The sequence below is a fragment of the Acidovorax sp. HDW3 genome (assembly GCF_011303755.1).
GTDB lineage: Bacteria > Pseudomonadota > Gammaproteobacteria > Burkholderiales > Burkholderiaceae_C > Paenacidovorax.
Window position 1 is genome coordinate 113,494 of record NZ_CP049885.1, and the last position, 25,392, is coordinate 138,885.

The following is a 25,392-nucleotide window of genomic DNA, read 5'->3' on the forward strand; positions in this document are numbered from 1 at the left end:
AGGTCGGAAGGAGGTATCCAGCCAGGGGTTGATGACGCTTTGCACTATCCCATACACGCAAGCACTGAGTCATTTGCGTGTCAGATCAATGTCAGCAAATAGTGCGGGAGCGGTGCGTCTCGTTGCGAGATGGTTCGTGAGTGTTTGTAACTTTCGGCGGTTGCTTTGCCTGAGTGTACGGCACTTCCCTCCCCTGAACTAAGTAATACCCCTGAGCTACTTCAACCACCCCCGCTTGCGAAAGTACAACATCGGCACGATGGCGCTGGCCACCATGAGTGCGATGGCGTAGGCGTAGCCGTATTCCATTTCCAGTTCTGGCATGAACTTGAAGTTCATGCCGTAAACGCTGGCGATCAGGGTGGGGGGCAGCAGGGCCACGCTGGCCACGGAGAAGATTTTGATGATCTTGTTTTGGTTGATATTGATGAAGCCGACGGTGGCGTCCATCAAAAAATTGATTTTGTCAAACAGAAAAGCCGTATGGCTGTCCAGCGATTCAATATCACGCAAAATCTGGCGCGCTTCTTCAAACTGCTCGGCGTTGAGCATTTTACTGCGCATCATGAAGCTGACGGCACGGCGCGTGTCCATCACGTTGCGGCGGATGCGACCGTTCAAGTCCTCTTGGCGCGCGATGGCGCCCAGCACCTCGCTGGCCAGAGCGTCGGTCACGTCGCCTGAGAGCACTTGTTTGCTGGCTTTTTCCAGCTCGTCGTAAATGCCTTCGAGCGCGTCGGCAGAATATTCGGCGTCGCCGTCGAAAAGTTTCAGCAACACCTGGCGCGCGTCTGTAATTAAACCAGGGGCGCGGCGTGCGCGCAGGCGCAGCAGGCGAAATACGGGCACGTCTTCGTCGTGGATCGAAAAAAGCACGCCCTTGCTTTTTAAGTCGTCGTTGACCAGGTTCAGAATAAACGCCACACGCACGCCGCGCGGGTGTTCGTGGTCATCAATCAAAAAATCGCTGCGAATATGCAATTCGCCGTTGTCTTCTTCGTAGAAGCGCGCTGATTCTTCAATGTCCTCATCCATGGCATCGTCGGGAATCGACAGGCCATAGTGCTGTTTGATCCAGCGTTTTTCTTCGGGCGTGGGTGATTCTAAATCGACCCAAATGGGCTGGAATTGGGCCAATTCTTCCAGCGATTCAATTTCTTCTTGTACCAGGCGGCCATTGGCGAGCGAAAAGATGTTGAGCATGGCTGCTCACTCCTTGGGGGTGGGGGCGACGGGGGGCGAAAGAAAGGTGGGGGTGCTTTCAGCGCCTCGCTGCAGGCCAGGCACTGAAAGCTACCGACTGGGGTAGGGTTCCAAGAGGGTTCTCCAATGACAGAAGCGGCAAATTATCGCACCGCAACATAGGCGCTGCTGGTGCTGGTTTTGCTATCGTTTTAATAGCTATTCACGCTTGTCTGGTAAGCGTAAACGGCCATTTTTAATCTTTGTTGACGCTGCCCGCCAGGCTGTGGGCGCGGCACAGGTCGGCCCAGGCGGCGGCTTTGTGGGCGGGTGCGCGCAGCAGGTGTTGCGGGGCGTAGCTCACGACCACGGTCACGCCCCCGGGGCCGCTTTGTGGGCTGGCGCGCAGCCGCCCCAGCGGCGCCTGGCCGCCCAGTGCCAGGCGCGCTGCCGGCAGGCCCAGGGCCAGCACCACTGTGGGCTGGGTGTGCTGCAGGACGTCGGGCAGGCCCAGGCTGGCGCCGGGCTGGCCCGCTGCCAGTACCGGGGCGATGAAGACCTGCGGGTTGTGCTGCAGGCGCAGGGCGCGCAGCATTTGGTCGAGCAGGGCGCCGGCGCTGTCGGTCAGGGGCGCTTGCGCTTGTGTGCATTCGGCCAGCACCAGCCAGCGGGGCTGGCCCGGCTGGGCCGCTGCCTGGGGGTAGGCGGCCAGGGCGGGGGCCAGGGCCCAGCCGCTGGTGGCGGTGCTGGCGCCAGTAGCGCTGGTGGCATGGGCCGGGGCGGCGCCATGCGGGGTGGGGCGCGTGGCGGCGGCGGGGGGCGCTACGGGTGCGGCGGCAGCCGGGGTGGCTGGTGGGCGTGCGGCCCGCTGAGCGGTGGTAGCGGCTGCGGCAGCCACAGGCGTAGGCACAGGGGTTTGGGGTGCTTGCCACAGGGTGATGCCCATTTCCTTGAGCATTTCGCGCTGGCGGGGGTCGAGGTTCAGGGCCATAGGGGCAGTTGCATGACGATGGCGTCTTCGCGCGCGCCGTCGGCGGCGGGGTAGTAGCGTTTGCGCAGGCCGACGCGTTGGTAGCCGTGGGCGGTGTAGATGGACAGGGCGCGCGCGTTGCTGGTGCGCACTTCCAGCCACAGGCATTGTGCCTGCTCGCTGCGCGCCCACAGGGCGAGGTGCTCGAGCAGCACGCGCGCCCAGCCCTGGCCCTGGTGCGTCGGGGCGACGGTGATGTTGAGCAGGTGCGCTTCTTGCACGCCGCGCATGGCGATGGTGTAGCCCAGCAGGTGGTTGTCGGCCCACAGCAGCTGGCAGTGGTAGCCGCTGGCCAGGGCGTCGATGAAGTTGCCGCGCGACCAGGGGTGGCTGTAGGCCTGCTGCTCGACTTCCAGCAGCGCGTCGAGCGTGTTCAGCGACAGCGCCTCCCAGCGCAGGGCCAGCGTGGGTGCGGGTGCAGGCGCAAAGCTCATGCGCCGGCCTGTGCCGCCTGGCGCGCGGCGGCGCGCTCGGCCGTGGTTTGCGCCACCTTGTCGCGCACGTACAGCGGCAGGGCTTGGTCGGCGGGCTGGGCCGCGCCAGCGGCGAGCAGCGCCGGTGCCAGGCGCAGTAGGGCCTGGGCGCTGGGCAGGACGGCCAGCGGCGCCTGGGGGGCGCTGGGCAGGCGCGTTCCGTAGGCGGGGGCGGCGTTGCCGGCGATGACAAAGCCGGCGGGCAGCGCCAGCGCCTCGGGCGCGCACAGGGCGCATTCGGCCAGCGCCTGCCATTGCCCTTGGGCGCCATCCCAGCGGTAGGGGGCGTGGTAGACCTCGTCCATGCGCGCGTCGAGCACCGCCAGCACCTCGGTGGCGCCGTGCGTGGCGCGGGCTTCTTCGGCCACGGCGAGCAGGGTGTCGATGGCCAGCACCGGGCGCTGCGCGCCCCAGGCCAGCCCCTGGGCCACGGCGCAGGCGGTGCGCAGCCCGGTGAACGAGCCCGGCCCCCGGCCAAAGACGATGGCGTCGAGCGCTTCCAGCGTCAGCCCGGCCTGCTGCAGCAAATCCAAAATCGCCGGAATCAGGCGGGCCGAGGACTGCGCGCCGCCCGGCCCGCTGTACTGCCAGACCTGCGTGCCGTGCTGGACGGCGATGGAGAGCGGGTCGGTGCTGGTGTCAAAGGCAAGCAGTTTCATGGTGGGCAGGTCAGGGCAAGGCCGGGATTATCGGGCGCCGGCATAGACTCGGCGCCCATGTCCTTATTGCAAGCTGTGGTGCGGGCGGCGCTGGGCGCCGGTATGTTCTTCTGGGTGGCCCTGGCGGGCGCGGCAGCGCTGCCGCCGCCGGTGCAGGCGGCGCTCGAACGCGCCAGGCTGGCGCCGCAGGCGCTGGCGCTGTGGCTGGCGCCGGCTGCAGACCCGCAGGCGCCGCCGCGCCTGGCCTGGCGCGCGCAAGAGGCGATGAACCCGGCCTCGGTCATGAAACTCGTCACCACCTGGGCGGCGCTCGATCAACTCGGGCCGGCCTACACCTGGCAGACGCCGGTGTACCTCGACGGGCGCATCGAGGGCACGCGCCTGCAGGGCAACGTCTATATCCAGGGCCGGGGCGACCCCAAGCTGGTGCTCGAACGCCTGTGGCTGCTGCTGCGCCGCCTGCAGGCGCAGGGCGTGCAGCAGATTGCCGGCGACATCGTGCTCGACCGCAGCGCCTTCAGCCTGCCGGCGCACGACCCGGGCGCGTTTGACGGCGAGCCGCAGCGCGCCTACAACGTGGCGCCCGATGCGCTGCTCGTCAACTACCAGGCGCTGGTGCTCAGCTTCGTGCCCGACAGCCGCGCCGGCCTGGTGCGCGTGAGCGCCGAGCCGCCGCTGGCCGGGCTGCAGCTGCCCGCCAGCCTGCCCCTGGCGCCGGCGGGCACGGCCTGTGGCGACTGGCGCGCCCATTTGCAGCTGGACGTGGGCGATGGCCAGCGCCTGCGTTTTGCCGGCAGCTACCCGGCCAGTTGCAGCGAGCGCAGCTGGGCCCTGGCGCTGCCTGAGCCGCAGACCTTTGCCGCCCGCGCCGTGCAGGGCATGTGGCAGGCCCTGGGCGGGCAGCTCACGGGCCAGGTGCGCGAGGGGCGTGTGCCGGCGGGCCTGCAGCCGGCGTTCAGCCAGGCTTCACCGCCGCTGGCCGAGGTGCTGCGCGACATCAACAAGTACAGCAACAACGTCATGACGCAGCAGCTGCTGCTGACCCTGGGGCTGGAGCGGGGCGCGGGCGGCAGTTTCGAGGCCGGGCGCGCGGTGGTCGAGCGCAGCTGGCGCGCGGCCCTGGGCGAGGCGCCGCTGCCGGTGCTCGACAACGGCGCCGGCCTGAGCCGCGAGGCGCGCATCAGCGCCGAGGCCCTGGGGCGCATGTTGCAGCGCGCCTGGGCGGCGCCTTTCATGCCGGAGTATGTGGCGTCGCTGCCCATCGTCGGCGTTGATGGCACGCTGCGGCGCAACACCAGCCGCGCCGCCGGCCAGGCGCACCTCAAAACCGGCAGCCTGCGCGACGTCATGGCGCTGGCCGGCTACGTCGATGGCGCCGACGGCCAGCGCTGGGTGCTGGTGGCGCTGGTGAACCACGCCAACGCGGCGGCGGCGCGGCCGGTGCTTGATGCGGCCCTGGAGTGGGCGCAGCAAAGCTGGTAGTTGTCGAGGGTTTTTACCAGGGTGACATCGGCCTGAAATTACTTTGTTTACAAACGAAAATTCGCCCTCTCTCTCCGAACAGGATTCCCCGATGAAATTTCGTTTGCAAGCCGCTGCTGCTGCGGCCGCGTTGGTGCTCGCTGCCTGCGGTGGCGGCGGTGCCGATACCACTCCCGCCGCGTCGATCAACAAGGTCAAGGTCGCTGGCGACAGTCTGGCCGACAGCGGCACCTTTGGCCTTAAATTCACCGTGCAGAACGCCGGCGACAACGGCGGGCCGACGCAAATCTGGGCCGACCGCGTGGCCGCCAGCTATGGCCAGAGCCTGTGCGCGCATTACCGCTCGCCCGATCGCCAGTCTTTTAGTACTGACAGCAGCTGCACCAACTACGCCGTCGGCGGTGGCCGCATCAACTACTACGAGGCCTCGACCTCGCCCTACTCCATCGTGCAGCAGCTCAAAGACATGGGCGCAGCCGGTTTTGGCGCGGGCGACCTGCTGCTCGTCGATGGCGGTGGCAACGACGCGGCCGACCTGATCAAGGCCTACATCCTCGCCTCCATCGGAGCCGAGGCGGGTTACAAGGCGGTGCTGGGCACGGTGCTCGACGCGGCCACCATCGATGGCCTGTGGGCCCAGGGCGCCCAAGGTAAGGCCCAGGCGGGTGGCGTCTACATGCAGGCGCTGGCCAAGCAGTTTGCCAAGGCCATCCAGGACGAGGCCCTGGCCAAGGGTGCGCCGCGCGTGGCCGTGCTCAATATGCCGGGCGTGACGCGCACGCCGCTGTTTTTGATGACGCTGAAAAACATCTCCCAGTCCCAGGGCGCAGAGGCGGCGGGCAAGCTGGCGGCGCTGTTCGATGGCTGGATCAACGCCTTCAATGCTCAGCTGGTGCAGTCCCTGGCAGGCGACAAACGTGTGGCCGTGGTTGATTTTTACGCCTCGTTCAAAGACCAGTCGGAGCACCCGGCGCAGTACGCGTACACCAACGTCACCACGCCGGTGTGCCCGGTCAGCGGCCAAGACCCCCTGACCAAGCTGCCCACTTACGACTGGCAGGCGTGCACCGCCAGCTATCTGTCGTCGAACCCGCCGGCGGGTCAAACGGGGGCCAACTGGTGGCAGAGCTACGCGTTTTCTGACGCTTTTCACCCCACCCCCTATGCCCACCAGCTGATGGGGCAACTCGTGTCGCGCTCGCTCTCGCAAGCGGGTTGGCTGTAAGCGCTTGTGCGCCTGTTTTTTCTTGAAAAGCGTTCCATGAAACACGAACTCTTGCACGCTGGCGCTGCGCTGGCCCTGCTCGCTGCCTGCGGTGGCGCTTCGGCCCAGGTGGCCGGCACCATCAGCGTGCGCGCTGGCGTCACGCACATCGCCCCACGCACCGACAGCGACAACCTGACGGCGCCGAGCTTTCCCAACACCAAGGTGGACGTGGGCTCGGCCTCGGCGCTGACCGGCGGCATCACCTACATGGTGACCGACCACTGGGCGCTGGACCTGCCCGTGGGCCTGCCGTTCAAGCATTCCTTCTACGGCGACGGTGCCATTGCCGGCGTGGGCAAACTGGGGGAAACCAAGGTCATTCCGGCCACGCTGTTTGCCCAGTACCGCTTTGGTGCGGCCCAGGCGGCGTTCCGGCCCTATGTGGGCCTGGGCGTGACCTACAGCCGCTTCTTCAAAAACCGCAGCACGGCCGCGCTCACGGGCGTGACCGGCGGCTCGCCCGCCCACCCGACCACGGCTTACATCGACAACCAATGGGGCCTGACGCCGCAGGTGGGCTTTGTCTGGAACTTCCACGAGCGCTGGTTCCTCGATGCGGCCTACTACAAGAGCTTTCTCAAGACCACGGCCCACCTCTCGACTGGGCAGACCATTGATATGCGTCTGAACCCGGACGTGCTGTCGCTCGGCATTGGCTACCGCTTCTGAGCGCACATGTTCTGACGCTGGTGCAGCGCCGATAAAAAAAGGCCGGCCCTTTGCGGGGCCGGCCTTTTGCTGGGGGCGGTTTTTTACCAGCGGTTGCGCACCATGCTCACGGCGTAGGTGCCGAACTGGCGCTGTGCGTTGGGGGTGAGGTACACCGCGTCGGCAAACACGTAGCGGTTGTAGTCGGCGCCGGCGAGCAAGGTGCTCGGGGTGCACAGGGCGGAGTTGACCTGGTAGGTGCCGATGCCGATGCCGTTGTTCGCATCGACCGAGTTGCACACCGGCGTGGTGGCGTTGTCAAAACCGTAGCTGCCCGGGGCGTTGACGTAGGCGTTGACGTACAGCTCCAGATCGACGTACTGCACCTGCTTGCCCTGGTCTTTGAGGGACACTTTCAGGCCGGTGTTGAATGCCGTGCTGGCGGCTTCGAGTACGCCGGTTTGGCCGATGGCCGTGGCCCAGGGCGTCTTGCCCAGGTTGTACACGCCCGAGATGACCACGTGCTGGGCGCCGGCGTTGACCATGCGGATCACCTGCGCTGCCAGCGCCTCGCCCCACTGGCGCGCTTGTGCTTGGTAGTCAGCGCTGCTGAGCTGGCCGGCCTGCACGGCGGCCATGCCGGCGATCAGGTCGGCCGTGCCGGCGTTCACCAGCACGAACTCGGCGCTGCCGAACTTCTGGCTGGCCAGGAAGCTGTCGATCTGCGCCGTCACGGTGGGCGTGCTGGCGTTGCCGGCCGCGTCCGGGGTGGCGTTGATGCGGGCGTTGCCCTGGGCGTAGTTCAGGCCACCCTGGCTCACGGGCTTGGCGCTCAGGCCCCAGTTGCTGGCGAATTGCGTCGTCCAGTTCAGCAGGCTGCCGTCGGTGGCGTTGACGGTGTAGGCACTGCCCTTTTGTCCGGTGTCGGCCACGGCGTCACCAAAAACCACCACGCGCTGGGGGGTGATGGCCGAATCGACCGTGCTCGATCCACAGGCGGCCAAGAGCGCCACCGAGGCGCAGGCCGCTGCCAGCAGGCTGCGGCGCATCCAAACAAAAGCCATGATTTCTCCAAAAAAGTGGGTGCAAGTGTAATCAGCCCGCCGCTGCGGCGCGCTGCAGGCGGTCGCGCACGCCTTCCCAGTCGGCACCGTCGGGCGGGGTTTCTATCCAGATCAGGCGCACGCCGGCGTCGTCCAGGGCGCGCAGCTGGGCAAAGAGCTGCTGCGCCGCCGCTTCGGCCTGCTCCGGCATGGCCACCAGCCGCACGCCCGGGCTGGGGCGGCGCAGCGGGCTGCGCGCGTACACCGCCAGGTGGGCGGCGTCGGCGCCGAGCAGATCAAGCCCGGCCTGCAGCGCACGCGCGTCCATCAGGCGTACCCGGGCATTCGGTGCGTAATGGGCCTCTAACGTGCCAGAGGCGCGCGGGGATTGCGTCAGTAGCTCGTCTTTTGATAGCACTGGCTGGCCGCAGGCAGCCGCCACCTGGGCGCGCGTGATCTGCCCCGGGCGCAGCAGCACGGGCTGTCCCCGGGTGCAGTCGATGATGGTCGATTCAATGCCCACCTGGCAGGCGCCGCCGTCGAGCACCAGCAGGTCGGCGCCGAATTCGTCCTGCACGTGGGCCGCGCTGGTGGGGCTGACGCGGCCAAAACGGTTGGCGCTGGGCGCGGCCAGGCCGTGCACGCCGCGCGCTTGGCAGGCGTGCAGCAGCGCCTGCGCCACCGGGTGCTGCGGGCAGCGCAGGCCCACACTGTCCTGGCCGCCGGTGGCCGCCTGGGCGCGCCCGCCCTGGCGCGGCAGGATGAGCGTGAGCGGCCCGGGCCAGAAGGCATCGACCAGCGCCTGCGCAAAGGGCGGCACGCTGCTGGCAAAGTGGGCGATGCCGCTGGCGTCGGCCACGTGCACGATCAGCGGGTGGTCGGCCGGGCGGCCCTTGGTGGCAAAAATCTGCGCCACGGCGGCGTCGTTGTCGGCGTCCGCCGCCAGGCCGTAGACGGTTTCGGTCGGCAGGCCGACGAGCGCGCCCGCCTGCAGCGCCTGCGCGGCGGTGGCAATCGCCTGGGGTTGCTGGCCGTCGAGGATCATGCGTAAAACATCATGTTCAAAACGCCGCAATGCCCAAGAGGGCGGCGGCCTGCAGCGCCGTGGCGCGCGCCGCCTCGGGCGTGGCGGCGGTGACGTTCAGGTGCCCCATCTTGCGCCCGTGCTTGGCCTGGGTTTTGCCGTACAGGTGCAGGTGCGCGCCGGGCAGGGCCAGCACCTGCGCCCAGGGCGGCTCTTGCGCGCTGCGGCCCTGGGTGAACCACAAATCGCCCAGCAGATTGAGCATGACGGTGGCGCTGTGCAGGCGCGGCGCCACCAGCGGCAGGCCGGCGAGGGTGCGCACCTGCAGCCCAAACTGCGAGATGTCGCAGGCGTCCTGGCTGTAGTGGCCGCTGTTGTGCGGGCGCGGGGCGATCTCGTTGACCACCAGGCGGCCGTCTTGCAGCACAAAAAACTCCACGCACAGCACGCCCACGTACTGCAGCTCGTTCGCTATCGAAATTGCAGCTGCTTGCGCTTGACTGGCAAGCGCTGGCGGCACATTTCCTTCATAAACCTCGGTCACGGCGAGGATGCCGTCGCGGTGCAGGTTGCGCTGCACGGGCAGGCAGACGGTGGCGCCGTCGTGGCCACGGGCGATCAGCACCGAGCATTCGAGCGCCAGCGGCAGCATTTTCTCCAGCACGCAGGGCAGCTCGCCCAGTTCGGCCCAGGCGGCGGCCAGCTCGGCGGCGTTGGCCACGCGGCGCTGGCCCTTGCCGTCGTAGCCCAGGCGCGCGGTCTTCAGGATGCCGGGCAGCAAATCGGCGCTGACGGCAGCCAGGTGCGCCGTCGTTTCAATCACCGCGTGCGGTGCGCAGGGCACGCCGCAGGCGACGAAGTGGGCCTTCTCCTGCGCCCGGTCCTGCGCCACGGCAACGCAGCGCGCGGCTGGCGCCACCGGGCGCTGGCCGGCGAGCGCGGCCATGGCGCTGGCGGGCACGTTCTCGAATTCGGTGGTGATGGCGTCGCTCAGGCGCGCCAGTTCGGCCAGGCCGTCGGGGTCGTCGTAGGCGGTGCGGATGTGGTGGTGGCTGACCAGCCCGGCGGGGCTCTCGGGGTCGGCGTCGAGCACTGCCGTGCGGTAGCCCATGGCCTGGGCCGCGTGCACGAACATGCGCCCGAGCTGGCCGCCGCCGAGCACGCCCAGCGTGCTGCCCGGCGCCAGTGCGGTGATGGGGTGGGCACTCATGGCAGGGGCAGCTCCATGGCGCGCGCCGCTGCCGTTTGCTGGGCGCGAAACGCTTCGAGCTGCGCACGCAGCGCCGGGTCGTGGTTGGCCAGCAGGGCGACGGCAAACAGCGCCGCGTTGGCCGCACCCGCCGCGCCAATGGCGAAGGTGGCCACCGGCACGCCCTTGGGCATCTGCACGATGGAGTGCAGCGAATCGACCCCCTGCAGGTGGCGGCTGGCGACGGGCACGCCCAGCACCGGCACGGTGGTTTTGGCGGCGATCATGCCCGGCAAGTGGGCCGCGCCGCCCGCGCCGGCGATGATGGCCTGCAGGCCGCGCGCGGCGGCGCTCTCGGCGTAGGCAAACATGTCGTCGGGCATACGGTGCGCGGAGACGACCCGCGCCTCGTGGGTGATGCCGAATTGCCGCAGAATCTCGACTGCGTGCTGCATGGTCTCCCAATCGCTGGAAGAGCCCATGACGACGCCGATTTGTAGGGGTTTCATATGCTGTGGGGGTGGTGCGCCGGTGCCGGCGCCCGCTGCCGGTAGTGGAACCCGCGATTTTACTTTTCTGTGCCCTGCGCCGCGCTGTGACGAGGATTGCCCCCCATGATCGATGTGACCGTTGAAAATTTTGAAGCCGAGGTGATCGCCGCTTCCATGCAAGTGCCCGTGCTGGTGGACTTCTGGGCCCCCTGGTGCGGCCCGTGCAAGACGCTGGGCCCGGTGCTGGAGAAGCTCGAGGTGGCCTACGCCGGGCGCTTCAAGCTGGTGAAGATCGACTCCGACCAGGAGCAGCAGATTGCCGCCATGTTCGGCATCCGCAGTATTCCGACTTGCGTGCTGCTCATGAACGGCCAGCCGGTCGATGGCTTCATGGGTGCGCTGCCCGAGGGCCAGGTGCGCGCCTTCCTCGACAAGCACCTGCCCAGTGCCGAGGAATTCGAGGCCCAAGAGGACGCTGCCGAGGCCGAGCAGGTGCTGGCCGCCGGCGATGTCGATGGCGCGCTCGAACGCCTGCAGCAGGCGGTGCTGACCGACCCGGCGAACGACGCCGCGCGCTTTGACTACATCAAGCTGCTGCTGCAGCATGGCCGCGAGGACGACGCCAAGGTGGCTTTTGCACCCGTGATCGCCAAGGCCGGCGCCGACCGCCGCCTGGGGGCGCTCAAGACCTGGTTTGATGCTATTGATTTTGTAGCTACTGGCGCTGATCTGGCGGGGCTTGAGGCCCAAATTGCCACCAATAAACGCGACTTTGCCGCCCGTTTTGACCGCGCCCGCTGCCTGCTGGCGCAGCAGCACTGGACGCAGGCCATGGACGAGTTGCTGGAGATTTTGATGCGCGACAAGACCTGGAACGAAGAGGCGGCGCGCAAGACCTACATCGCCATCCTGGAGCTGATCGAGCCGCCGGCGGTGAAGGTGGCCGAGGGCCAGATCCCGCCGCAAGACCCGGTGGTGGCGACCTACCGCCGGCGCTTGTCGAGCGTGGTGCTCAGTTGAAAATGCAAAGGCCTCGAAAGAGGCCTTTTTGTCATGCCGATGCAGGTGCTCAGGCCGTCAGGCGTTCCAGCGCCTCGCGGTACTTGGCGGCGGTTTTGTCGATCACCGCTTGCGGCAGGCGCGGCGCGGGGGCGGTTTTGTCCCAGGGCTTGCCGTTGACCTGCGCCTGCTCCAGCCAGTCGCGCACGAACTGCTTGTCGTAGCTCGGCGGGTTCTCGCCCCGGGCCAGGGCGTCGGCGTAGCCCTCGACGGGCCAGTAGCGCGAGCTGTCGGGCGTGAGCACCTCGTCCATCAGCACCAGCTCGCCGGCGTCGGTCAGGCCAAATTCAAACTTGGTGTCGGCAATGATCATGCCCTTGGTCAGGGCGATGGCGGCAGCCTCCTGGTACAGGCGGATGGAGATGTCGCGGATGCGCGCCGCCAGCTCCGGGCCAATGAGTTCGACCGTGCGCTCAAACGTGATGTTCTCGTCGTGCTCGCCCGCTTCGGCCTTGGCCGCTGGGGTGTAAATGGGCTGGGGCAGTTGGGCCGCGTTGGTCAGGCCAGCGGGCAGGGGCACGCCGCAGACCGATTGCGTGGCCTGGTATTCCTTCCAGCCGCTGCCGGCGAGGTAGCCGCGCACCACGGCCTCGACCATGATGGGTTTCAAGCGGCGCACCAGCATGGAGCGGCCCTGCACCTGCGGCACTTCGGCGGCGCTGACCACGCTCTCGGGCGTGTCGCCGGTGAGGTGGTGGGGCACGATGTGGCCGAGCTTGTCGAACCAAAAAAGCGCCATTTGCGTCAGCAGCGCGCCCTTGCCGGGGATGGGTTCGCCCATGATGACGTCAAAGGCCGAGAGGCGGTCGCTGGCGACCATCAGGATGCGGTCCTCGCCCACGGCGTAGTTGTCGCGCACCTTGCCGCGTGCGAGCAGCGGCAGCGAGGTGAGGGCGGAGGTGTGCAGGGCGGAGGAGGTCTGGGTCATGGTGGGGACGCAAAGTTGCAGCAAGTGGCACAAGGCCGTGGCCCGGATTTTAGGCTGCCCGCCCCCAAAGCCCGCTGATTGTGCCCGGCTTTCATCGCCGTGACATCTGCCGCTGCATAACCCAGTGCGCCTTGCCAGTATCGGTTTGCCTTTGCCCCCGGGGCAGCGCATAGTGCAAGCGTCGCTGCACACAGGCGGCGGCATCGTGTTCCATCGCTTGCCACAGGAGGCTTTTTCATGAATTTGACGATCAGCGGTCACCACCTGGAAGTCACCCCCGCCCTGCGCGAATACGTCATGGCCAAGCTCGATCGCATCACGCGCCACTTCGATCAGGTGGTGGACGTGAAGGTGCTGTTATCGGTAGAGAAACAAAAGGAGAAAGAAAAACGCCAGCGCGCCGAGTGCAATGTGCGCGTCAAGGGCAGCGACTTGTTTGCAGAGAGTGCGCACTTTGACCTGTACGCCGCCGTCGATGAGCTGATGGACAAGCTCGATCGCATCGTCGTGCGCCACAAAAACAAGCTGCAAGACCACCAGGCCGAGGCGCTCAAGCGCGCCTACGCCTGAGCTGTGCACCCTCTGCACGCTCGAGCCGCCCTGTCGGGCGGTTTTTTTGCGGCTGAAGAAAACCCGTAGGGGTTTATCCGCTGGCGTGATCGCATTACACTCTTTGCGTGGCGCAACAAAGAGTTAAATGAGTTACGCCACCGTGCCAGGGCTGCGTGGGGCATTGGTCGCGTCGCCACCTCCCGCTTGCATAATGACTGACACCACTATGAACCGTCTTGCCTCCATCTTGCCAACCGCCCAGGTTCTCGTGCGCGTCGAAGCCACCAGTAAGAAGCGCGCCTTCGAGGAGGCAGGGCTGCTGTTCGAGAGCCTGCACGGCCTCTCGCGGGCCCTGATTACCGACAGCTTGTTTGCGCGCGAACGCCTGGGCTCGACCGGCCTGGGCCACGGTGTGGCCATTCCGCACGGGCGCATCAAGGGCTTGAAGTCGCCCATGGCCGCGCTGTTCCAGCTGGAGCAGCCCATCGGCTTTGACTCGCCCGACGAGCAGCCCGTGAGCCTGCTGATTTTTCTGCTCGTGCCCGAGGCGGCAACGCAAAAGCACCTGGAAATCCTCTCTGAAATTGCCGAGCTGCTCAGCGATGGCCCGCTGCGCGAGCGCATCAAAGCCTGCCAGGACGCGAGCGAGCTGCACGGCTTGATTGCCGATTGGCAATCGACCCAAACCGCCTAACCTTGTAGGAAGCGGCCCGCACAGTGAAGCACCACGCCGTCAGCGCCGACGTCCTGTTTGAAACCTTTCGCGGCGACCTGCGCTGGCAGTGGGTCGCCGGCCTGGGGGCGAGCGAGCGCCGTTTTGACGAAGAGGCGGTGCGCAGCGCGCGCTCAGGCTCCGACCTGGTAGGGCACCTGAACTACATCCACCCTTACCGGGTGCAGATCATTGGCGAGCGCGAAATTGCTTATTTGGGCAACGCCACGACGGAAGACCGCCAGCGCCGCATTGCCCGCATCGTTACCCTGGAGCCACCGGCGCTGGTGCTCGCCGACGGTCAGCACGCGCCCGACGAGTTGGTGTCGATGTGCGAGCGCGCGCAGATTCCGCTGTTTGCTACGCAGGAATCATCGGCCTTCGTGATTGACGTGCTGCGCGCCTACCTGTCCAAGCACTTTGCCGACCGCAGCACCATGCACGGCGTGTTCATGGACATTCTGGGGCTGGGCGTGCTCATCACCGGCGAATCGGGCCTGGGCAAGAGCGAGCTGGGGCTTGAACTCATCTCGCGCGGCAACGGCCTGGTGGCCGACGATGCGGTCGATCTGTACCGCATCAACCAAAACACCATCGAGGGCAAATGCCCCGAGCTGCTGCAAAACCTGCTCGAAGTGCGCGGCATCGGCCTGCTCGACATCCGCGCCATCTTTGGCGAATCGGCCGTGCGCCGGCGGATGCGCCTCAAACTCATCGTCCACCTGGTACGCAAAGAGACGCTCGAGCGCGAGTACGAGCGCCTGCCCTACGAGCCGTTGACGCAGGACGTGCTGGGCGTGCCGGTGCTCAAGGTCGTGATCCAGGTGGTGGCCGGGCGCAACATCGCCGTGCTGGTGGAGGCGGCAGTGCGCAACACCATCTTGCAGCTGCGCGGCATCGACACCTACCAGGAGTTCGTCGAACGCCACCGCCGGGCAATGGAAAGCGGCGGCGGCTAAAAGCCTATTTTTTGGCGCAGGCGGCGCACTGGCCGTACAGCGCCATGGCGTGGTCGTGCACCACCCAGCCCTTGGCTTTGGCAATGGCTTGCTGGCGTTTTTCGATTTCGGGGTCGTAGAACTCTTCCACCTTGCCGCAGGCGGTGCAGATGAAGTGGTCGTGGTGCTGGCCCTCGTTGAGCTCGTACACCGCCTTGCCGCTTTCAAAATTGCTGCGCAGCAAGATGCCAGCCTGCTCGAACTGCGTGAGCACGCGGTACACCGTGGCCAGGCCGATGTCCGAGCGCTCTTCAAGCAGGACGCGGAACACGTCTTCTGCCGTCATGTGGCGCTGTGCGCCTTTTTGGAAAATTTCCAGGATCTTCAGGCGCGGCAGCGTCGCCTTCAGGCCGGTGCTTTTGAGTTCGTCGATATTCGTCATGGCAAGGCTTTGGAGTGCAGTAAAAGGCGCCGGGTACCCAGCCGCTACAATGGATCGGATCATAGCCTTACCACCACAGCCATGCTTGCCTTCGCCCGTAGCAGCGCCCATGCGGCGCTGATTGTGTTTTTTGGCGCCGCCGTGAGCGCCTGCAGCAGCACCAGTTTTTCAACGCGCGAGATGGTGGAAACCTTAAAGCCCTACCGTGCCACCGTGGTGCAAGGCAATTTCGTTTCGCGCGAGCAGGTGCAGGCGCTGCAGCCGGGCATGAGCCGCCAGCAGGTGCGCGACATTCTGGGCACGCCGCTGGTGGCCAGCGTCTTTCACGCCAACCGCTGGGATTACGTTTTTACGCTGAAAAAACAGGACGAGCAGGTGCAGACGCGCCGCCTGACGGTGTTCTTCGACGGCGATCAGTTCAGCCGCGCCGAGGGCGACGAGATGCCGACCGAGGCCGAATTCGTCGCCACCCTGGGCAGCCGCGCCAGCGGGCGCAAAGTGCCGCAGCTCGAAGCCACTGAGGCCCAGCTCGAGCGCTACCCGGCGCCCGCGCATACCGAGGACGCGCCCGCGCCCGCACCCGCCGACAGCGCTGGCGCGCGCCACTATCCGCCGCTCGATGCGGCCCAGTAAGCCCCCTTTTTAGCCTTTGCACGCCATGACTGCTGCCACCACCTCCCCCATCCGCGTCGCCGTTGCTGGCGCTTCTGGCCGCATGGGCCGCATGTTGATCGAAGCCGTGCGCGCCAGCGACGACTGCATTCTGGCTGGCGCCCTCGATCTGGCCTCCAGCCCCGCCATCGGCTCGGACGCCACCGCCTTCCTGGGCGTGGCCAGCGGCGTGCCCATCACCGCCGACCTGCGCGCCGGCCTGGCCGGCGCCGACGTGCTCATCGACTTCACCCGCCCCGAGGGCACGCTGGCGCACCTGGCGGTCTGCGCCGAGCTGGGCGTCAAGGCCGTGGTCGGTACCACCGGCTTCAGCCCGGAGCAAAAAGACGAGCTGGCCGCCTGGGGGCAGAAAACCGCCATCGTTTTTGCCCCGAACATGAGCGTGGGCGTGAACGTCACCTTCAAGCTGCTGCAGATGGCGGCGCAGGCGCTCTCGACCGGCTACGACATCGAGATCATCGAGGCGCACCACCGCCACAAGGTCGATGCGCCCTCGGGTACGGCGCTGAAAATGGGCGAGGTCATCGCCCAGGCCATGGGGCGTGACCTCAAGGACTGCGCCGTGTACGCGCGCGAAGGTGTGACCGGCGAGCGCGATCCCTCCTCCATCGGCTTTGCCACCATCCGGGGCGGTGACATCGTGGGCGACCACACCGTGCTGTTTGCCGGCACGGGCGAACGCATCGAGATTTCGCACAAATCATCGAGCCGCGCCGGCTACGCCCAGGGCAGCCTGCGCGCCGTGCGCTTTTTGGCCGGCCAGCGCCAGGGGCTGTTCGACATGTTCGACGTCCTGGGCCTGCACTGACGGCGCCGCACCCCATGCAAGCCTGGCACTGGTGGCAACACAGCGACCTGCTGACGCAAATGGCCGCAGCGCTGCTGCTGGCGATGTCGGTCGCCAGCTGGGTCGTCATCCTGGTGCAGCTGCGCCTTTTGCTGCGCGCCGGGCGCGAGCTGCCGCGTGCGCTGGCGGCCTTTTGGCAGGCGCCGCAACTGGCTGAGGCACGCCAGCGCCTGCCCGCGTTTGACCGCCTGGGGCTGCTCCAGCCCCTGCTCGACGCTGCAAATTTGATAGCTACTGACGCAATCCCCGCAAGCCTTGGAGCCCAAGGAGGGCGTGAACAGCGGCTCACCCGCGTGCTGCGCGGGGCGCTGCACCAGGTGCTGGCGCGGCTGCAGTGGGGCCAGGTGCTGCTGGCCACCGTCGGCGCTACGGCGCCCTTCGTCGGCCTGCTGGGCACCGTCTGGGGCATCTACCACGCCTTGACGGCGCTCGCCGGCCAGGGGCAGATCAGCATCGAGCAGCTTGCCGGCCCGGTGGGCGAGGCCCTGGTGATGACCGCTGCCGGCCTGGCCGTCGCCATTCCGGCGGTGCTGGCCTACAACTGGTGCGGGCGCAGCAGCGCGCGCATCGAGGCCGAGCTCGAAGGCCTGGCGCACGACCTGCGCAGCCTGTTGCTGGGCTGAACCGCCATGGCTTTCGGCCGCCTGGAGCACCGCCGCGCCGCGCCGCCGATGAGCGACATCAACGTCACGCCGCTGGTGGACGTGATGCTGGTGCTGGTGGTCATCTTCATTCTGGCGGCGCCCTTGCTGGCGCACTCCATCCGCCTGCAGCTGCCGCCGGCGCAGACGGCGCAGCCGGGCGCGGCCACGCCGTCGGTGTCGGTGGTGCTCGACGCCGATGGCCAGCTCTACGTTGAGGCGCAAGCGCTGGCGCCAGCGGCCCTGGCACCGCGCCTGGCGCAGCTGGCCCTGGAGCGCCCCGGCGCCGAGGTGCAGCTGCGCGCTGACGCCCGCGTGCCCTATGGCCAGGTGCTGCAGGTGATTGACGCCGCGCAGGCGGCGGGCCTGGGGCGCATTGGCTTTGTGGCGGCCCCGCCCGCCCCGCGAACGGGTGGGTGACGCTGCCTGCGGCCTAAAATGCGGGCCGATACCTGATCGCCTGTTCTGATTCCTGCGCCCTGCGCGCACCTCCCTTTGGGGCTCCCATGCAAGAGAAATACAACCACCTCGACGTCGAGCGCGCCGCGCACGCCCACTGGAACGCCACCGACGCCTACCGCGTCACCGAAGACGAGAACAAAAAGAAGTTCTACGCCTGCTCCATGCTGCCCTACCCCAGCGGCAAGCTGCACATGGGCCACGTGCGCAACTACACCATCAACGACATGCTCACGCGCCAGCTGCGCATGCAGGGGTTCAACGTGCTCATGCCCATGGGCTGGGACGCCTTCGGCCTGCCGGCCGAGAACGCCGCGCTCAAGAACAAGGTGCCGCCCGCCCAGTGGACCTACGACAACATCGCCTACATGAAGGGCCAGATGCAGGCCATGGGCCTGGCCATCGACTGGAGCCGCGAGGTGGCTACCTGCGACCCCAGCTACTACAAGTGGAACCAGTGGCTGTTCCTGAAGATGCTGGAAAAAGGCATCGCCTACCGCAAGACCCAGGTCGTCAACTGGGACCCGGTGGACCAGACCGTGCTGGCCAACGAGCAGGTGATCGACGGGCGCGGCTGGCGCACTGGCGCGCTGGTGGAAAAGCGCGAGATCCCCGGCTACTACCTGAAGATCACCGACTACGCGCAGGAGCTGCTCGACCACGTCCAGGTCGGTGGCGACAAGGCGACGCTCTCGGGCTGGCCCGACAAGGTGCGGCTGATGCAGGAGAACTGGATTGGCAAATCCAGCGGCGTGCGCTTTGCCTTCACGCACGCTATCCAGGGTGCGGACGGCAAGCTGATCCAGGACGGCCGCATGTACGTTTTCACGACGCGCGCCGACACCATCATGGGCGTGACTTTCTGCGCCGTCGCGCCCGAGCACCCGCTGGCGCTGCACGCCGCAGCCAGCAATGAAAAGCTCGCCGCCTTCATCGAGGAATGCAAGAAGGGCGGCACGACCGAGGCCGAGCTGGCGCTGAAGGAAAAAGAGGGCATGGCCACCGGCCTGTTCGTCACCCACCCGCTGACGGGCAAACAGGTCGAAGTCTGGGTCGGCAACTACGTGCTGATGGGCTACGGCGACGGCGCCGTGATGGGCGTGCCCGCGCACGACGAGCGCGACTTTGCCTTTGCGCTCAAGTACCAGTTGCCGATAGAGCAAGTGATTGCCGTGGAAGGCGAAACCTTCTCTGGCGCGGCCTGGCAGGACTGGTACGGCGACAAGCAGCGCGCCCGCTGCGTCAACTCCGGCGTGCTCGACGGCCTGGCCCACGCGCAGGCGGTGGACCAGGTGGCCGCGCTGCTCGCAGCCCAGGGCCTGGGCGAGAAGAAAACCACCTGGCGCCTGCGCGACTGGGGCATCTCGCGCCAGCGTTACTGGGGCACGCCGATTCCCATCATCCACTGCGTCGACTGCGGTGCCCAGCCCGTGCCGGAAAAAGACCTGCCCGTGGTGCTGCCGCAAGACCTGGTGCCCGATGGCTCGGGCAACCCGCTGGTCAAATCCGAGGCGTTTCACGCCGGCGTCACCTGCCCCTGCTGCGGCAAAGCCGCGCGGCGCGAGACCGACACCATGGACACCTTCGTCGATTCGTCCTGGTACTTCCTGCGCTACTGCGACCCCAAGAACAGCGAAAAAATGGTCGCCGAAGGCGCGGCCTACTGGATGCGTGATGGCGGCATGGACCAGTACATCGGCGGCATCGAGCACGCCATCCTGCACCTGCTGTACGCGCGCTTCTGGACCAAGGTCATGCGCGACCTGGGGCTGCTGCAGGCCGACGAGCCCTTCAAGCGCCTGCTCACGCAGGGCATGGTCTTGAACCACATCTACAGCCGCCGCACGGCCAAGGGCGCGAAAGACTATTTCTGGCCGCACGACGTCGAGCATGTGCTCGATGACGCCGGCAAGATCGTTGGCGCGCAGCTGAAAAACCCGGCGGAAAGCGGCGACGGCCTGCTCCCCGTGGGCACGGCCATCGACTACGAGGGCGTGGGCACCATGTCCAAGTCCAAGAACAACGGCGTCGATCCGCAGCAGCTGATCGAGAAATACGGCGCCGACACCGCGCGCCTGTACACCATGTTCACCGCCCCACCCGAGGCCACGCTGGAGTGGAACGACGCGGCCGTGGAGGGCAGCTACCGCTTCCTGCGCCGCGTCTGGAACTACGCCCACCGCTTGAGCGGCATGGACAAAGACGCAGCCAACGCCAGCGTGGCCGGCTGCGCCCGCCTGCAGGACGTGCAGTTCGACAAGCCGGCCCAGGCCCTGCGCCGCGAGATTCACAGCGTGCTCAAGCAGGTGGAGTACGACTACCAGCGGATGCAGTACAACACCGTGGTTTCCGGGGCCATGAAGATGCTCAACGCCCTGGAGGACTTCAAGGCGCAAGAGGGCGCAGGCGCCGCCGTGGCGCAGGTCGAGGGCCTGGGCATTTTGCTGCGCGTGCTCTACCCGGCGACGCCGCACATCGCACACGCGCTCTGGAGCGCATTGGGCTACGCCACGCACCTGGGCGAGCTGCTCGACGCCCCCTGGCCGCAGGTCGATCCGGCGGCGCTGGTGCAAGACGAGATCGAGCTCATGCTGCAAGTGGGCGGCAAGCTGCGCGGCTCCATCCACGTGCCGGCCAGCGCCGACAAGGCCGAGATCGAGCGCCTGGCGATCGCCAGCGAGGCTTTCCAGAAGTTCGCCCCCGGCGCCCAGCCCAAGAAGGTCATCGTCGTGCCCGGCCGCCTGGTCAACCTGGTGCTGTAAGCCATGCACAAGCGCAGCCTGCTCCTGGCCCTGGCCAGCGCGCCGCTCCTGGGCGCCTGTGGTTTTCGCCTGCGCGGCGTGCCGCAGTTTGCCTTTGGTTCGCTCTACATCGCGGCGCCGGCGGCCTCGCCCGTGGCACGCGAGCTCACGCGCACCCTGCAGGGCAGCGGCGGCAACCTGCGCGTGACGCGCGAGGCCGCCGAGATGAACCAGGTGCAGGCGGTGTTCGAGCTGCTGTCGGAGCAGCAAGAGCGCACCGTCGTCGCCCTCAACAGCGCCGGCCAGGTGCGCGAGCTGCAACTGCGCCTGCGCATCCGCTTTCGCCTGCGCGACCCGCAGGGCGACGAGATCATCGCCCCGACCGAGCTGCTGCAAACACGCGACGTCAGCTACAACGAAACCGTGGCCCTGGCCAAGGAGGCGGAAGAGGCGCTGCTCATGCGCAACATGCAGACCGACCTGGTGCAGCAGCTCATGCGCCGCCTGGCAGCGGCCCGCATGGCGCGGTGATGCTATGAAAAATATAGCTGCTTGCGCTTGCCTGGTAAGCGCTAGAGGCGAATTTTTCTTCAGCAGGCATATGCCTCAGACTCCTTCCCCCTTTGGGCTTGTGTATGCACACATCTTTTGACGGCTCCCATCCGCCTGGTCAAAGGGCGGTTTTTGCTCCCCTCCCCCCCTCGCGGGGCTGGGGGAGAGGGGGCGCTGGCAGCACCTTGCCTATTCACCCCTCTCCCCAACCCTCTCCCGCAAGGGGAGAGGGAGTGCAAACCAGCGCCAAACAAGCGTTGTGCGCTATCAAAAAAGATGTGTGCATACATAAGCCCCTTTGGGGGAAGGCTGGGATGGGGCTGCTGGCACATGGCAGGCGGTTGCGGTGCACCTATGCCGCTGGCCCCCACCCTCCCCCAAGGGGGGAGGGAGTCCGGCGCAGATGCCCTGCAGCCAGTGCCCAATAAGGCAATTTATATGCACATCGCACTGAACCAGCTCGGCGCCCATCTGGGCAAGGGCCTGCAGCCGCTGTACGTGCTGCACGGCGATGAGGCGCTGCTGCAGCAGGAGGCGCTGGACGCCATCCGCGCCGCCGCGCGCGCCCAGGGCTACAGCGAGCGCAGCAGCTTCACCGTCGCCGGCGCGCATTTCGACTGGAGTGCGGTGCTCGCTGCCGGCGGCTCGCTGAGCCTGTTTGCCGAGCGCCAGATCGTCGAGATTCGCCTACCCTCGGGCAAGCCCGGCAAGGACGGCATTCCTGCCCTGCAGCAGCTGGCGCAGGCCGCGCGGGGCAACGACAGCACCCTGACCCTGGTGCTGCTGCCGCGCCTGGACAAGGCAGCCAAGAGCAGCGCCTGGTTCACGGCGCTCGAAGGCGCGGGCGTGGCGGTGCAGATCGACCCGGTCGAGCGCGGCATGTTGCCCGCCTGGATCGCGCAGCGCCTGGCGGCGCAGGGCCAGCGCGTGGCGGCGGGCGAGGAAGGCCAGCGCACGCTGCAGTTCTTTGCCGACCGCGTCGAAGGCAACCTGCTGGCGGCGCACCAGGAAATCCAGAAGCTGGCGCTGCTCTACCCGCAGGGCGAGCTCGCGCCGGCGCAGGTCGAGGCGGCGGTGCTCAATGTGGCGCGCTACGACGTCTTCAAGCTCAGCGAGGCCGTGCTCGCCGGCCAGGTGTTGCGCGCGCAGCGGATGCTCGACGGCCTGCAGGCCGAGGGCGAGGCCGAGGTGCTGGTGCACTGGGCGCTGGCCGAGGACATCCGCGCCTTGAAGCGCGTGAAAGACGCCATCAACGCCGGCAAACCCCTGCCCCTGGCGCTGCGCGAGAACCGCATCTGGGGCGCCAAGGAGCGCCTGTTCGAGCGCGTGCTGCCGCGCCTGCAAGACGCCCAGGCGGCGCGCCTGCTGCAGTCGGCGCACCTGGTGGACGGCATCGTCAAGGGCCTGAAAGTGCCCGACTGGCCGCAAGACGGCTGGCAGGCGCTCTCGCGCCTGGCGCTGCAGCTGGCGCGCGTCTGCGCCGCCTGAGCGCGACTTGAGCGCGGCCACAGGTTCTGCGCCCGGGGGCGGAACTGGGCCACAATCCGCGCCATGAACGCCCCTGACATCGCCCTTTCCATGCAGCAGCTCGGCCAGCAGGCAAAAACGGCTTCGGCCCTGATGGCGCGCGCGCCAGCTGCTATCAAAAACAAAGCACTCCTGGCCTTGGCCGCGCTTTTGCGCCAGGAGTTGGCGCCGTTGCAGGCGGCGAACGCGCAAGACCTGGAGCGCGCGCGCGTCGCCGGGCTCGACGGCCCCATGCTCGACCGCCTGAAGCTCACGCCCGCCGTGCTGGAGACCTGCGCCCAGGGCTGCGAGCAGCTTGCCGCCATGCCGGACGTGATTGGCGAGATCATCGGCCTGCAGCAGCAGCCCAGCGGCATCCGCGTGGGGCAGATGCGCGTGCCGATTGGCGTCTTCGGCATGATTTTCGAGAGCCGGCCCAACGTCACCATCGAGGCCGCCAGCCTGTCGATCAAGAGCGGCAACGCCTGCATCCTGCGCGGCGGCTCCGAGGCGATCGAGTCGAACAAGGCGCTGGCGCTGCTGGTGGTGCAGGCGCTGCAAAGCGCCGGTCTGCCCGCGCACGGCGTGCAACTGGTGCAAACCACCGACCGCGCAGCGGTGGGCCACCTGATCGCCATGCCGCAGTACGTGGACGTCATCATCCCGCGCGGTGGCCGGGGGCTGATCGAGCGCATCGCCGCCGAGGCCAAGGTGCCCGTCATCAAGCACCTGGACGGCAACTGCCACAGCTACGTCGATGCGCCCTGCGACATCGCCCAGGCGCTCAAGGTGGTGGACAACGCCAAGACGCAAAAATACAGCCCCTGCAACGCCACCGAGAGCCTGCTGGTGGCGCGCGCCGTGGCAGCCGAGTTTTTGCCGCGCATGGGGGCGGTGTTTGCCGCCAAGGGTGTGCAGATGCGTGCCTGCCCCGAGGCCCTGGCGCTGCTGCGCAGCGTGCCGGGCGCGGACGTGGTGAGCGCCACCGAGGCCGACTGGAGCACCGAGTACCTCGCGCCCATCCTCAGCGTCAAGGTCGTGGAGGGGCTCGATGAGGCGATTGCGCACATCAACCGCTACAGCAGCGGCCACACCGAGGCCATTCTCACCACCGACCACCGCCACGCGCAGCGTTTTTTGCGCGAGGTCGATTCCAGCAGCGTCATGGTCAACACCAGCACGCGCTTTGCCGATGGCTTCGAGTACGGCCTGGGCGCCGAGATCGGCATCAGCACCGACAAATTCCACGCCCGGGGGCCGGTGGGCATCGAGGGCCTGACCTCGCTCAAGTACGTGGTGCTGGGTGAGGGCGAGGTGCGGGGCGGGTGATGCTATCTATTTGATAGCTAGTAGCGCTTGATTTTATTGGGCTAGGGCGGTATTTCTTCATGAAAATCATCATCCTCGGTGCCGGTCGCGTGGGCCAGAGCGCGGCGGCCAGCCTGGTGTCCGAGCACAACGACATCACCGTCATCGACACCGACGCCGAGCGCCTGCGCGAGCTCGAAGCGCGCCACGACCTGCGCGGCGTGGTCGGCAGCGGTATTGAGCCGGCGGTGCTGGCCGAGGCCGGTGCGCGCGACACCGACTTGCTCATCGCCTGCGCCGCGCAGGATGAAACCAACCTGGTGTGTTGCAAAGTGGCGCAGATGCTGTTTGCCGTGCCGCAGTGCATTGCGCGCGTGCGCAGCGGTGGCTTTGCTGACGGCAGCGCGCTGCTCTCGCGCGAAGGTTTTGCCGTCGATCACATCCTGTGCCCCGAGGATTCGCTGGTGCGCTACATCGCCAAGCTGGTGCAGTACCCCGGCGCGCTGCAGGTGCGCGAGTTTGCGGGCGGGCGCGCTTGTTTGATCTCGACGCGCGCGCGCGCCGGTGCACCCGCCGTGGGCCAGGAGATTCGGCGCCTGCGCCAGGACATGCCCGAGGTGGGGGTGCGCATCGTCGCCATCTACCGCCGCTTTGCCGACGAGCCCGACCGCTTCGTGCCCTGCGACGGTGCCACCTGCATCGAGCCCGGCGACGAGGTCTTTGCCCTGGCCGCCACCGAGTGCGTGCCGCAGGTGCTGGCGGCGCTGCGCCTGCGCCCGGGGCTGGCCGCGCGCCCGGTGCGCCGCCTCATGCTCGCGGGCGGCTCCGTGGTGGCCGAGCGCCTGGCGCGCCAGCTGGCGCAGGAGACGGGGCGTTTTCAGATCAAGCTCATAGAGCCCGACGCCCAGCGCTGCACCGCCTTGGCCGCCAGCCTGCCCGAGGAGGTGTTGGTGCTGCAAGGCGAGCTGGCCGACGAGGATTTGCTGGCCGAGGAGGGGGTGGAGGAGGTGGACTTCTTCCTCGCCCTGACCGACGACGACGAGAACAACATCATGGCCAGTCTGCTGGCCAAGCGCATGGGCGTGCGCCGCGTGCTCGCGCTCATTCACCGCCACGCCTACGCCGAGCTGATGCACGGCACGCAGATCGACATTGCGCTCACGCCGGCGCAGGCCATGCTCGGCGAGCTGCTGGCCTACACCCGGCGTGGCGACGTGCAAGCGGTGCACAGCCTGCGCCGGGGCGTGGCCGAGGCGCTGGAGATCGTGGTGCGCGGCGAGCGCAAAAGCTCGCGCGTGGTCGGCCGCCGGGTGGAGGATTTGCCGCTGCCGCCGCAGGTGCACATGGGCCTGATTGTGCGCGGCCTGCCCGATTTGCAGGCGAGCGCCGCTGCCGACCCGGCGGCGCCGGCGCCCGAGCCCGAGGTCATCATCCCGCGCAGCCACACCGTGCTCGAAAGCGGAGACCATGTGGTGTTTTTCCTGCCGCACAAGCGCCTGGTGCGCGAGGTGGAAAAGCTCTTTCGCGTCAGCGCCATGTTTTTCTAA

Annotated in this window: 26 protein-coding genes; 16 read left to right on the forward strand and 10 right to left on the reverse strand. The window is 67.4% G+C overall.

The genetic code is table 11. The features are described from left to right. Positions 1 to 216: 216 nt before the first annotated feature. The 4 genes from corA to tsaB all read right to left on the reverse strand — a co-directional run bounded on the left by corA (position 217) and on the right by tsaB (position 3,344). On the reverse strand, positions 217 to 1,203 hold the full coding sequence (gene corA, locus G7045_RS00480) for a magnesium/cobalt transporter CorA (protein ID WP_166155799.1): 987 nt from the start codon (positions 1,201 to 1,203) through the stop codon (positions 217 to 219). 235 nt (positions 1,204 to 1,438) lie between these two features. Next, positions 1,439 to 2,173 (reverse strand): uracil-DNA glycosylase family protein, encoded by a 735-nt coding sequence (locus tag G7045_RS00485; protein WP_166155802.1) that lies wholly within the window; start codon positions 2,171 to 2,173, stop codon positions 1,439 to 1,441. Further along, positions 2,164 to 2,646, reverse strand: a complete 483-nt coding sequence (rimI, locus tag G7045_RS00490; RefSeq protein ID WP_166155805.1) for a ribosomal protein S18-alanine N-acetyltransferase — start codon at positions 2,644 to 2,646, stop codon at positions 2,164 to 2,166. Before rimI ends, G7045_RS00485 begins: the two co-directional genes overlap by 10 nt. Further along, positions 2,643 to 3,344 (reverse strand): tRNA (adenosine(37)-N6)-threonylcarbamoyltransferase complex dimerization subunit type 1 TsaB, encoded by a 702-nt coding sequence (gene tsaB, locus G7045_RS00495; RefSeq protein WP_166155808.1) that lies wholly within the window; start codon positions 3,342 to 3,344, stop codon positions 2,643 to 2,645. The genes rimI and tsaB overlap by 4 nt, the downstream gene beginning before the upstream one ends. 57 nt (positions 3,345 to 3,401) lie before the next feature. On the opposite strand from tsaB, the gene dacB reads away from it, so the two are divergent. The 3 genes from dacB to G7045_RS00510 all read left to right on the forward strand — a co-directional run bounded on the left by dacB (position 3,402) and on the right by G7045_RS00510 (position 6,762). Further along, positions 3,402 to 4,826, forward strand: a complete 1,425-nt coding sequence (gene dacB / locus G7045_RS00500) for a D-alanyl-D-alanine carboxypeptidase/D-alanyl-D-alanine-endopeptidase (protein ID WP_166155811.1) — start codon at positions 3,402 to 3,404, stop codon at positions 4,824 to 4,826. A 91-nt stretch (positions 4,827 to 4,917) separates the two neighbouring features. Next, positions 4,918 to 6,051: an SGNH/GDSL hydrolase family protein gene (locus G7045_RS00505; protein WP_166155814.1), complete on the forward strand. Its 1,134-nt coding sequence runs from the start codon at positions 4,918 to 4,920 to the stop codon at positions 6,049 to 6,051. 36 nt (positions 6,052 to 6,087) lie between these two features. Beyond that, positions 6,088 to 6,762, forward strand: coding sequence for an OmpW family protein (locus G7045_RS00510; RefSeq protein WP_166155817.1), 675 nt, complete (start codon positions 6,088 to 6,090; stop codon positions 6,760 to 6,762). Positions 6,763 to 6,845: 83 nt separating this feature from the next. Here G7045_RS00510 and G7045_RS00515 read toward each other — a convergent pair whose 3' ends face one another. The 4 genes from G7045_RS00515 to purE are packed head-to-tail and all read right to left on the reverse strand — an operon-like array spanning position 6,846 to position 10,506. Then, the gene (locus G7045_RS00515; RefSeq protein WP_166155820.1) at positions 6,846 to 7,805 is read right to left on the reverse strand and encodes an SGNH/GDSL hydrolase family protein; all 960 of its coding nucleotides are present in this window, start codon (positions 7,803 to 7,805) and stop codon (positions 6,846 to 6,848) included. Positions 7,806 to 7,836: 31 nt separating this feature from the next. Then, positions 7,837 to 8,829 (reverse strand): L-threonylcarbamoyladenylate synthase, encoded by a 993-nt coding sequence (locus tag G7045_RS00520; protein ID WP_166155823.1) that lies wholly within the window; start codon positions 8,827 to 8,829, stop codon positions 7,837 to 7,839. Between the two features lie 16 nt (positions 8,830 to 8,845). Continuing rightward, positions 8,846 to 10,018 carry a 5-(carboxyamino)imidazole ribonucleotide synthase gene (locus G7045_RS00525; RefSeq protein WP_166155826.1) on the reverse strand — a complete coding sequence of 391 codons (1,173 nt, stop codon included), beginning with the start codon at positions 10,016 to 10,018 and terminating at the stop codon, positions 8,846 to 8,848. Next, complete coding sequence (purE, locus tag G7045_RS00530; RefSeq protein ID WP_166155828.1) at positions 10,015 to 10,506, reverse strand: 5-(carboxyamino)imidazole ribonucleotide mutase; 492 nt, start codon at positions 10,504 to 10,506, stop codon at positions 10,015 to 10,017. The genes G7045_RS00525 and purE overlap by 4 nt, the downstream gene beginning before the upstream one ends. A gap of 105 nt (positions 10,507 to 10,611) precedes the next feature. Between purE and trxA the strand changes: the two genes are divergently transcribed. Then, positions 10,612 to 11,508, forward strand: a complete 897-nt coding sequence (gene trxA / locus G7045_RS00535; RefSeq protein ID WP_166155831.1) for a thioredoxin — start codon at positions 10,612 to 10,614, stop codon at positions 11,506 to 11,508. Positions 11,509 to 11,557: 49 nt separating this feature from the next. Here the strand turns inward: trxA and G7045_RS00540 are convergent, their stop codons facing one another. After that, positions 11,558 to 12,475, reverse strand: a complete 918-nt coding sequence (locus G7045_RS00540; RefSeq protein WP_166155834.1) for a phosphoribosylaminoimidazolesuccinocarboxamide synthase — start codon at positions 12,473 to 12,475, stop codon at positions 11,558 to 11,560. Between the two features lie 237 nt (positions 12,476 to 12,712). Here G7045_RS00540 and hpf point away from each other — a divergent pair, with 237 nt between their 5' ends. The 3 genes from hpf to hprK all read left to right on the forward strand — a co-directional run bounded on the left by hpf (position 12,713) and on the right by hprK (position 14,698). Then, positions 12,713 to 13,045, forward strand: coding sequence for a ribosome hibernation-promoting factor, HPF/YfiA family (gene hpf, locus G7045_RS00545; protein ID WP_166155836.1), 333 nt, complete (start codon positions 12,713 to 12,715; stop codon positions 13,043 to 13,045). Between the two features lie 208 nt (positions 13,046 to 13,253). Next, on the forward strand, positions 13,254 to 13,721 hold the full coding sequence (locus G7045_RS00550; protein ID WP_166155838.1) for a PTS sugar transporter subunit IIA: 468 nt from the start codon (positions 13,254 to 13,256) through the stop codon (positions 13,719 to 13,721). 23 nt (positions 13,722 to 13,744) lie between these two features. Further along, on the forward strand, positions 13,745 to 14,698 hold the full coding sequence (gene hprK / locus G7045_RS00555; protein ID WP_166155840.1) for an HPr(Ser) kinase/phosphatase: 954 nt from the start codon (positions 13,745 to 13,747) through the stop codon (positions 14,696 to 14,698). 4 nt (positions 14,699 to 14,702) lie between these two features. On the opposite strand, the gene fur is transcribed toward hprK, so the two are convergent. Next, a complete protein-coding gene (gene fur, locus G7045_RS00560) occupies positions 14,703 to 15,119 on the reverse strand; it encodes a ferric iron uptake transcriptional regulator (RefSeq protein WP_166155842.1) in 417 nt (138 codons plus the stop codon). Between the two features lie 81 nt (positions 15,120 to 15,200). Here fur and G7045_RS00565 point away from each other — a divergent pair, with 81 nt between their 5' ends. The 9 genes from G7045_RS00565 (at position 15,201) to trkA (ending at position 25,392) form a co-directional block, all read left to right on the forward strand. Continuing rightward, positions 15,201 to 15,752, forward strand: a complete 552-nt coding sequence (locus G7045_RS00565) for an outer membrane protein assembly factor BamE (protein WP_166155844.1) — start codon at positions 15,201 to 15,203, stop codon at positions 15,750 to 15,752. Positions 15,753 to 15,777: 25 nt separating this feature from the next. Beyond that, positions 15,778 to 16,599 (forward strand): 4-hydroxy-tetrahydrodipicolinate reductase, encoded by an 822-nt coding sequence (gene dapB, locus G7045_RS00570; RefSeq protein ID WP_166155846.1) that lies wholly within the window; start codon positions 15,778 to 15,780, stop codon positions 16,597 to 16,599. Positions 16,600 to 16,613: 14 nt separating this feature from the next. Then, positions 16,614 to 17,261 carry a MotA/TolQ/ExbB proton channel family protein gene (locus tag G7045_RS00575; protein ID WP_166155848.1) on the forward strand — a complete coding sequence of 216 codons (648 nt, stop codon included), beginning with the start codon at positions 16,614 to 16,616 and terminating at the stop codon, positions 17,259 to 17,261. Positions 17,262 to 17,267: 6 nt separating this feature from the next. Continuing rightward, positions 17,268 to 17,699: a biopolymer transporter ExbD gene (locus G7045_RS00580; RefSeq protein WP_166155850.1), complete on the forward strand. Its 432-nt coding sequence runs from the start codon at positions 17,268 to 17,270 to the stop codon at positions 17,697 to 17,699. 86 nt (positions 17,700 to 17,785) lie between these two features. Next, a complete protein-coding gene (gene leuS / locus G7045_RS00585) occupies positions 17,786 to 20,500 on the forward strand; it encodes a leucine--tRNA ligase (protein WP_166155852.1) in 2,715 nt (904 codons plus the stop codon). A 3-nt stretch (positions 20,501 to 20,503) separates the two neighbouring features. Continuing rightward, positions 20,504 to 21,010 (forward strand): LPS assembly lipoprotein LptE, encoded by a 507-nt coding sequence (gene lptE, locus G7045_RS00590; RefSeq protein WP_166155854.1) that lies wholly within the window; start codon positions 20,504 to 20,506, stop codon positions 21,008 to 21,010. A 459-nt stretch (positions 21,011 to 21,469) separates the two neighbouring features. Next, entirely contained in the window at positions 21,470 to 22,519 is a 1,050-nt protein-coding gene (holA, locus tag G7045_RS00595) for a DNA polymerase III subunit delta (protein ID WP_166155856.1), read from the forward strand. 63 nt (positions 22,520 to 22,582) lie between these two features. Continuing rightward, entirely contained in the window at positions 22,583 to 23,866 is a 1,284-nt protein-coding gene (locus G7045_RS00600) for a glutamate-5-semialdehyde dehydrogenase (RefSeq protein WP_166155858.1), read from the forward strand. 59 nt (positions 23,867 to 23,925) lie between these two features. Then, entirely contained in the window at positions 23,926 to 25,392 is a 1,467-nt protein-coding gene (gene trkA / locus G7045_RS00605) for a Trk system potassium transporter TrkA (RefSeq protein ID WP_166155860.1), read from the forward strand.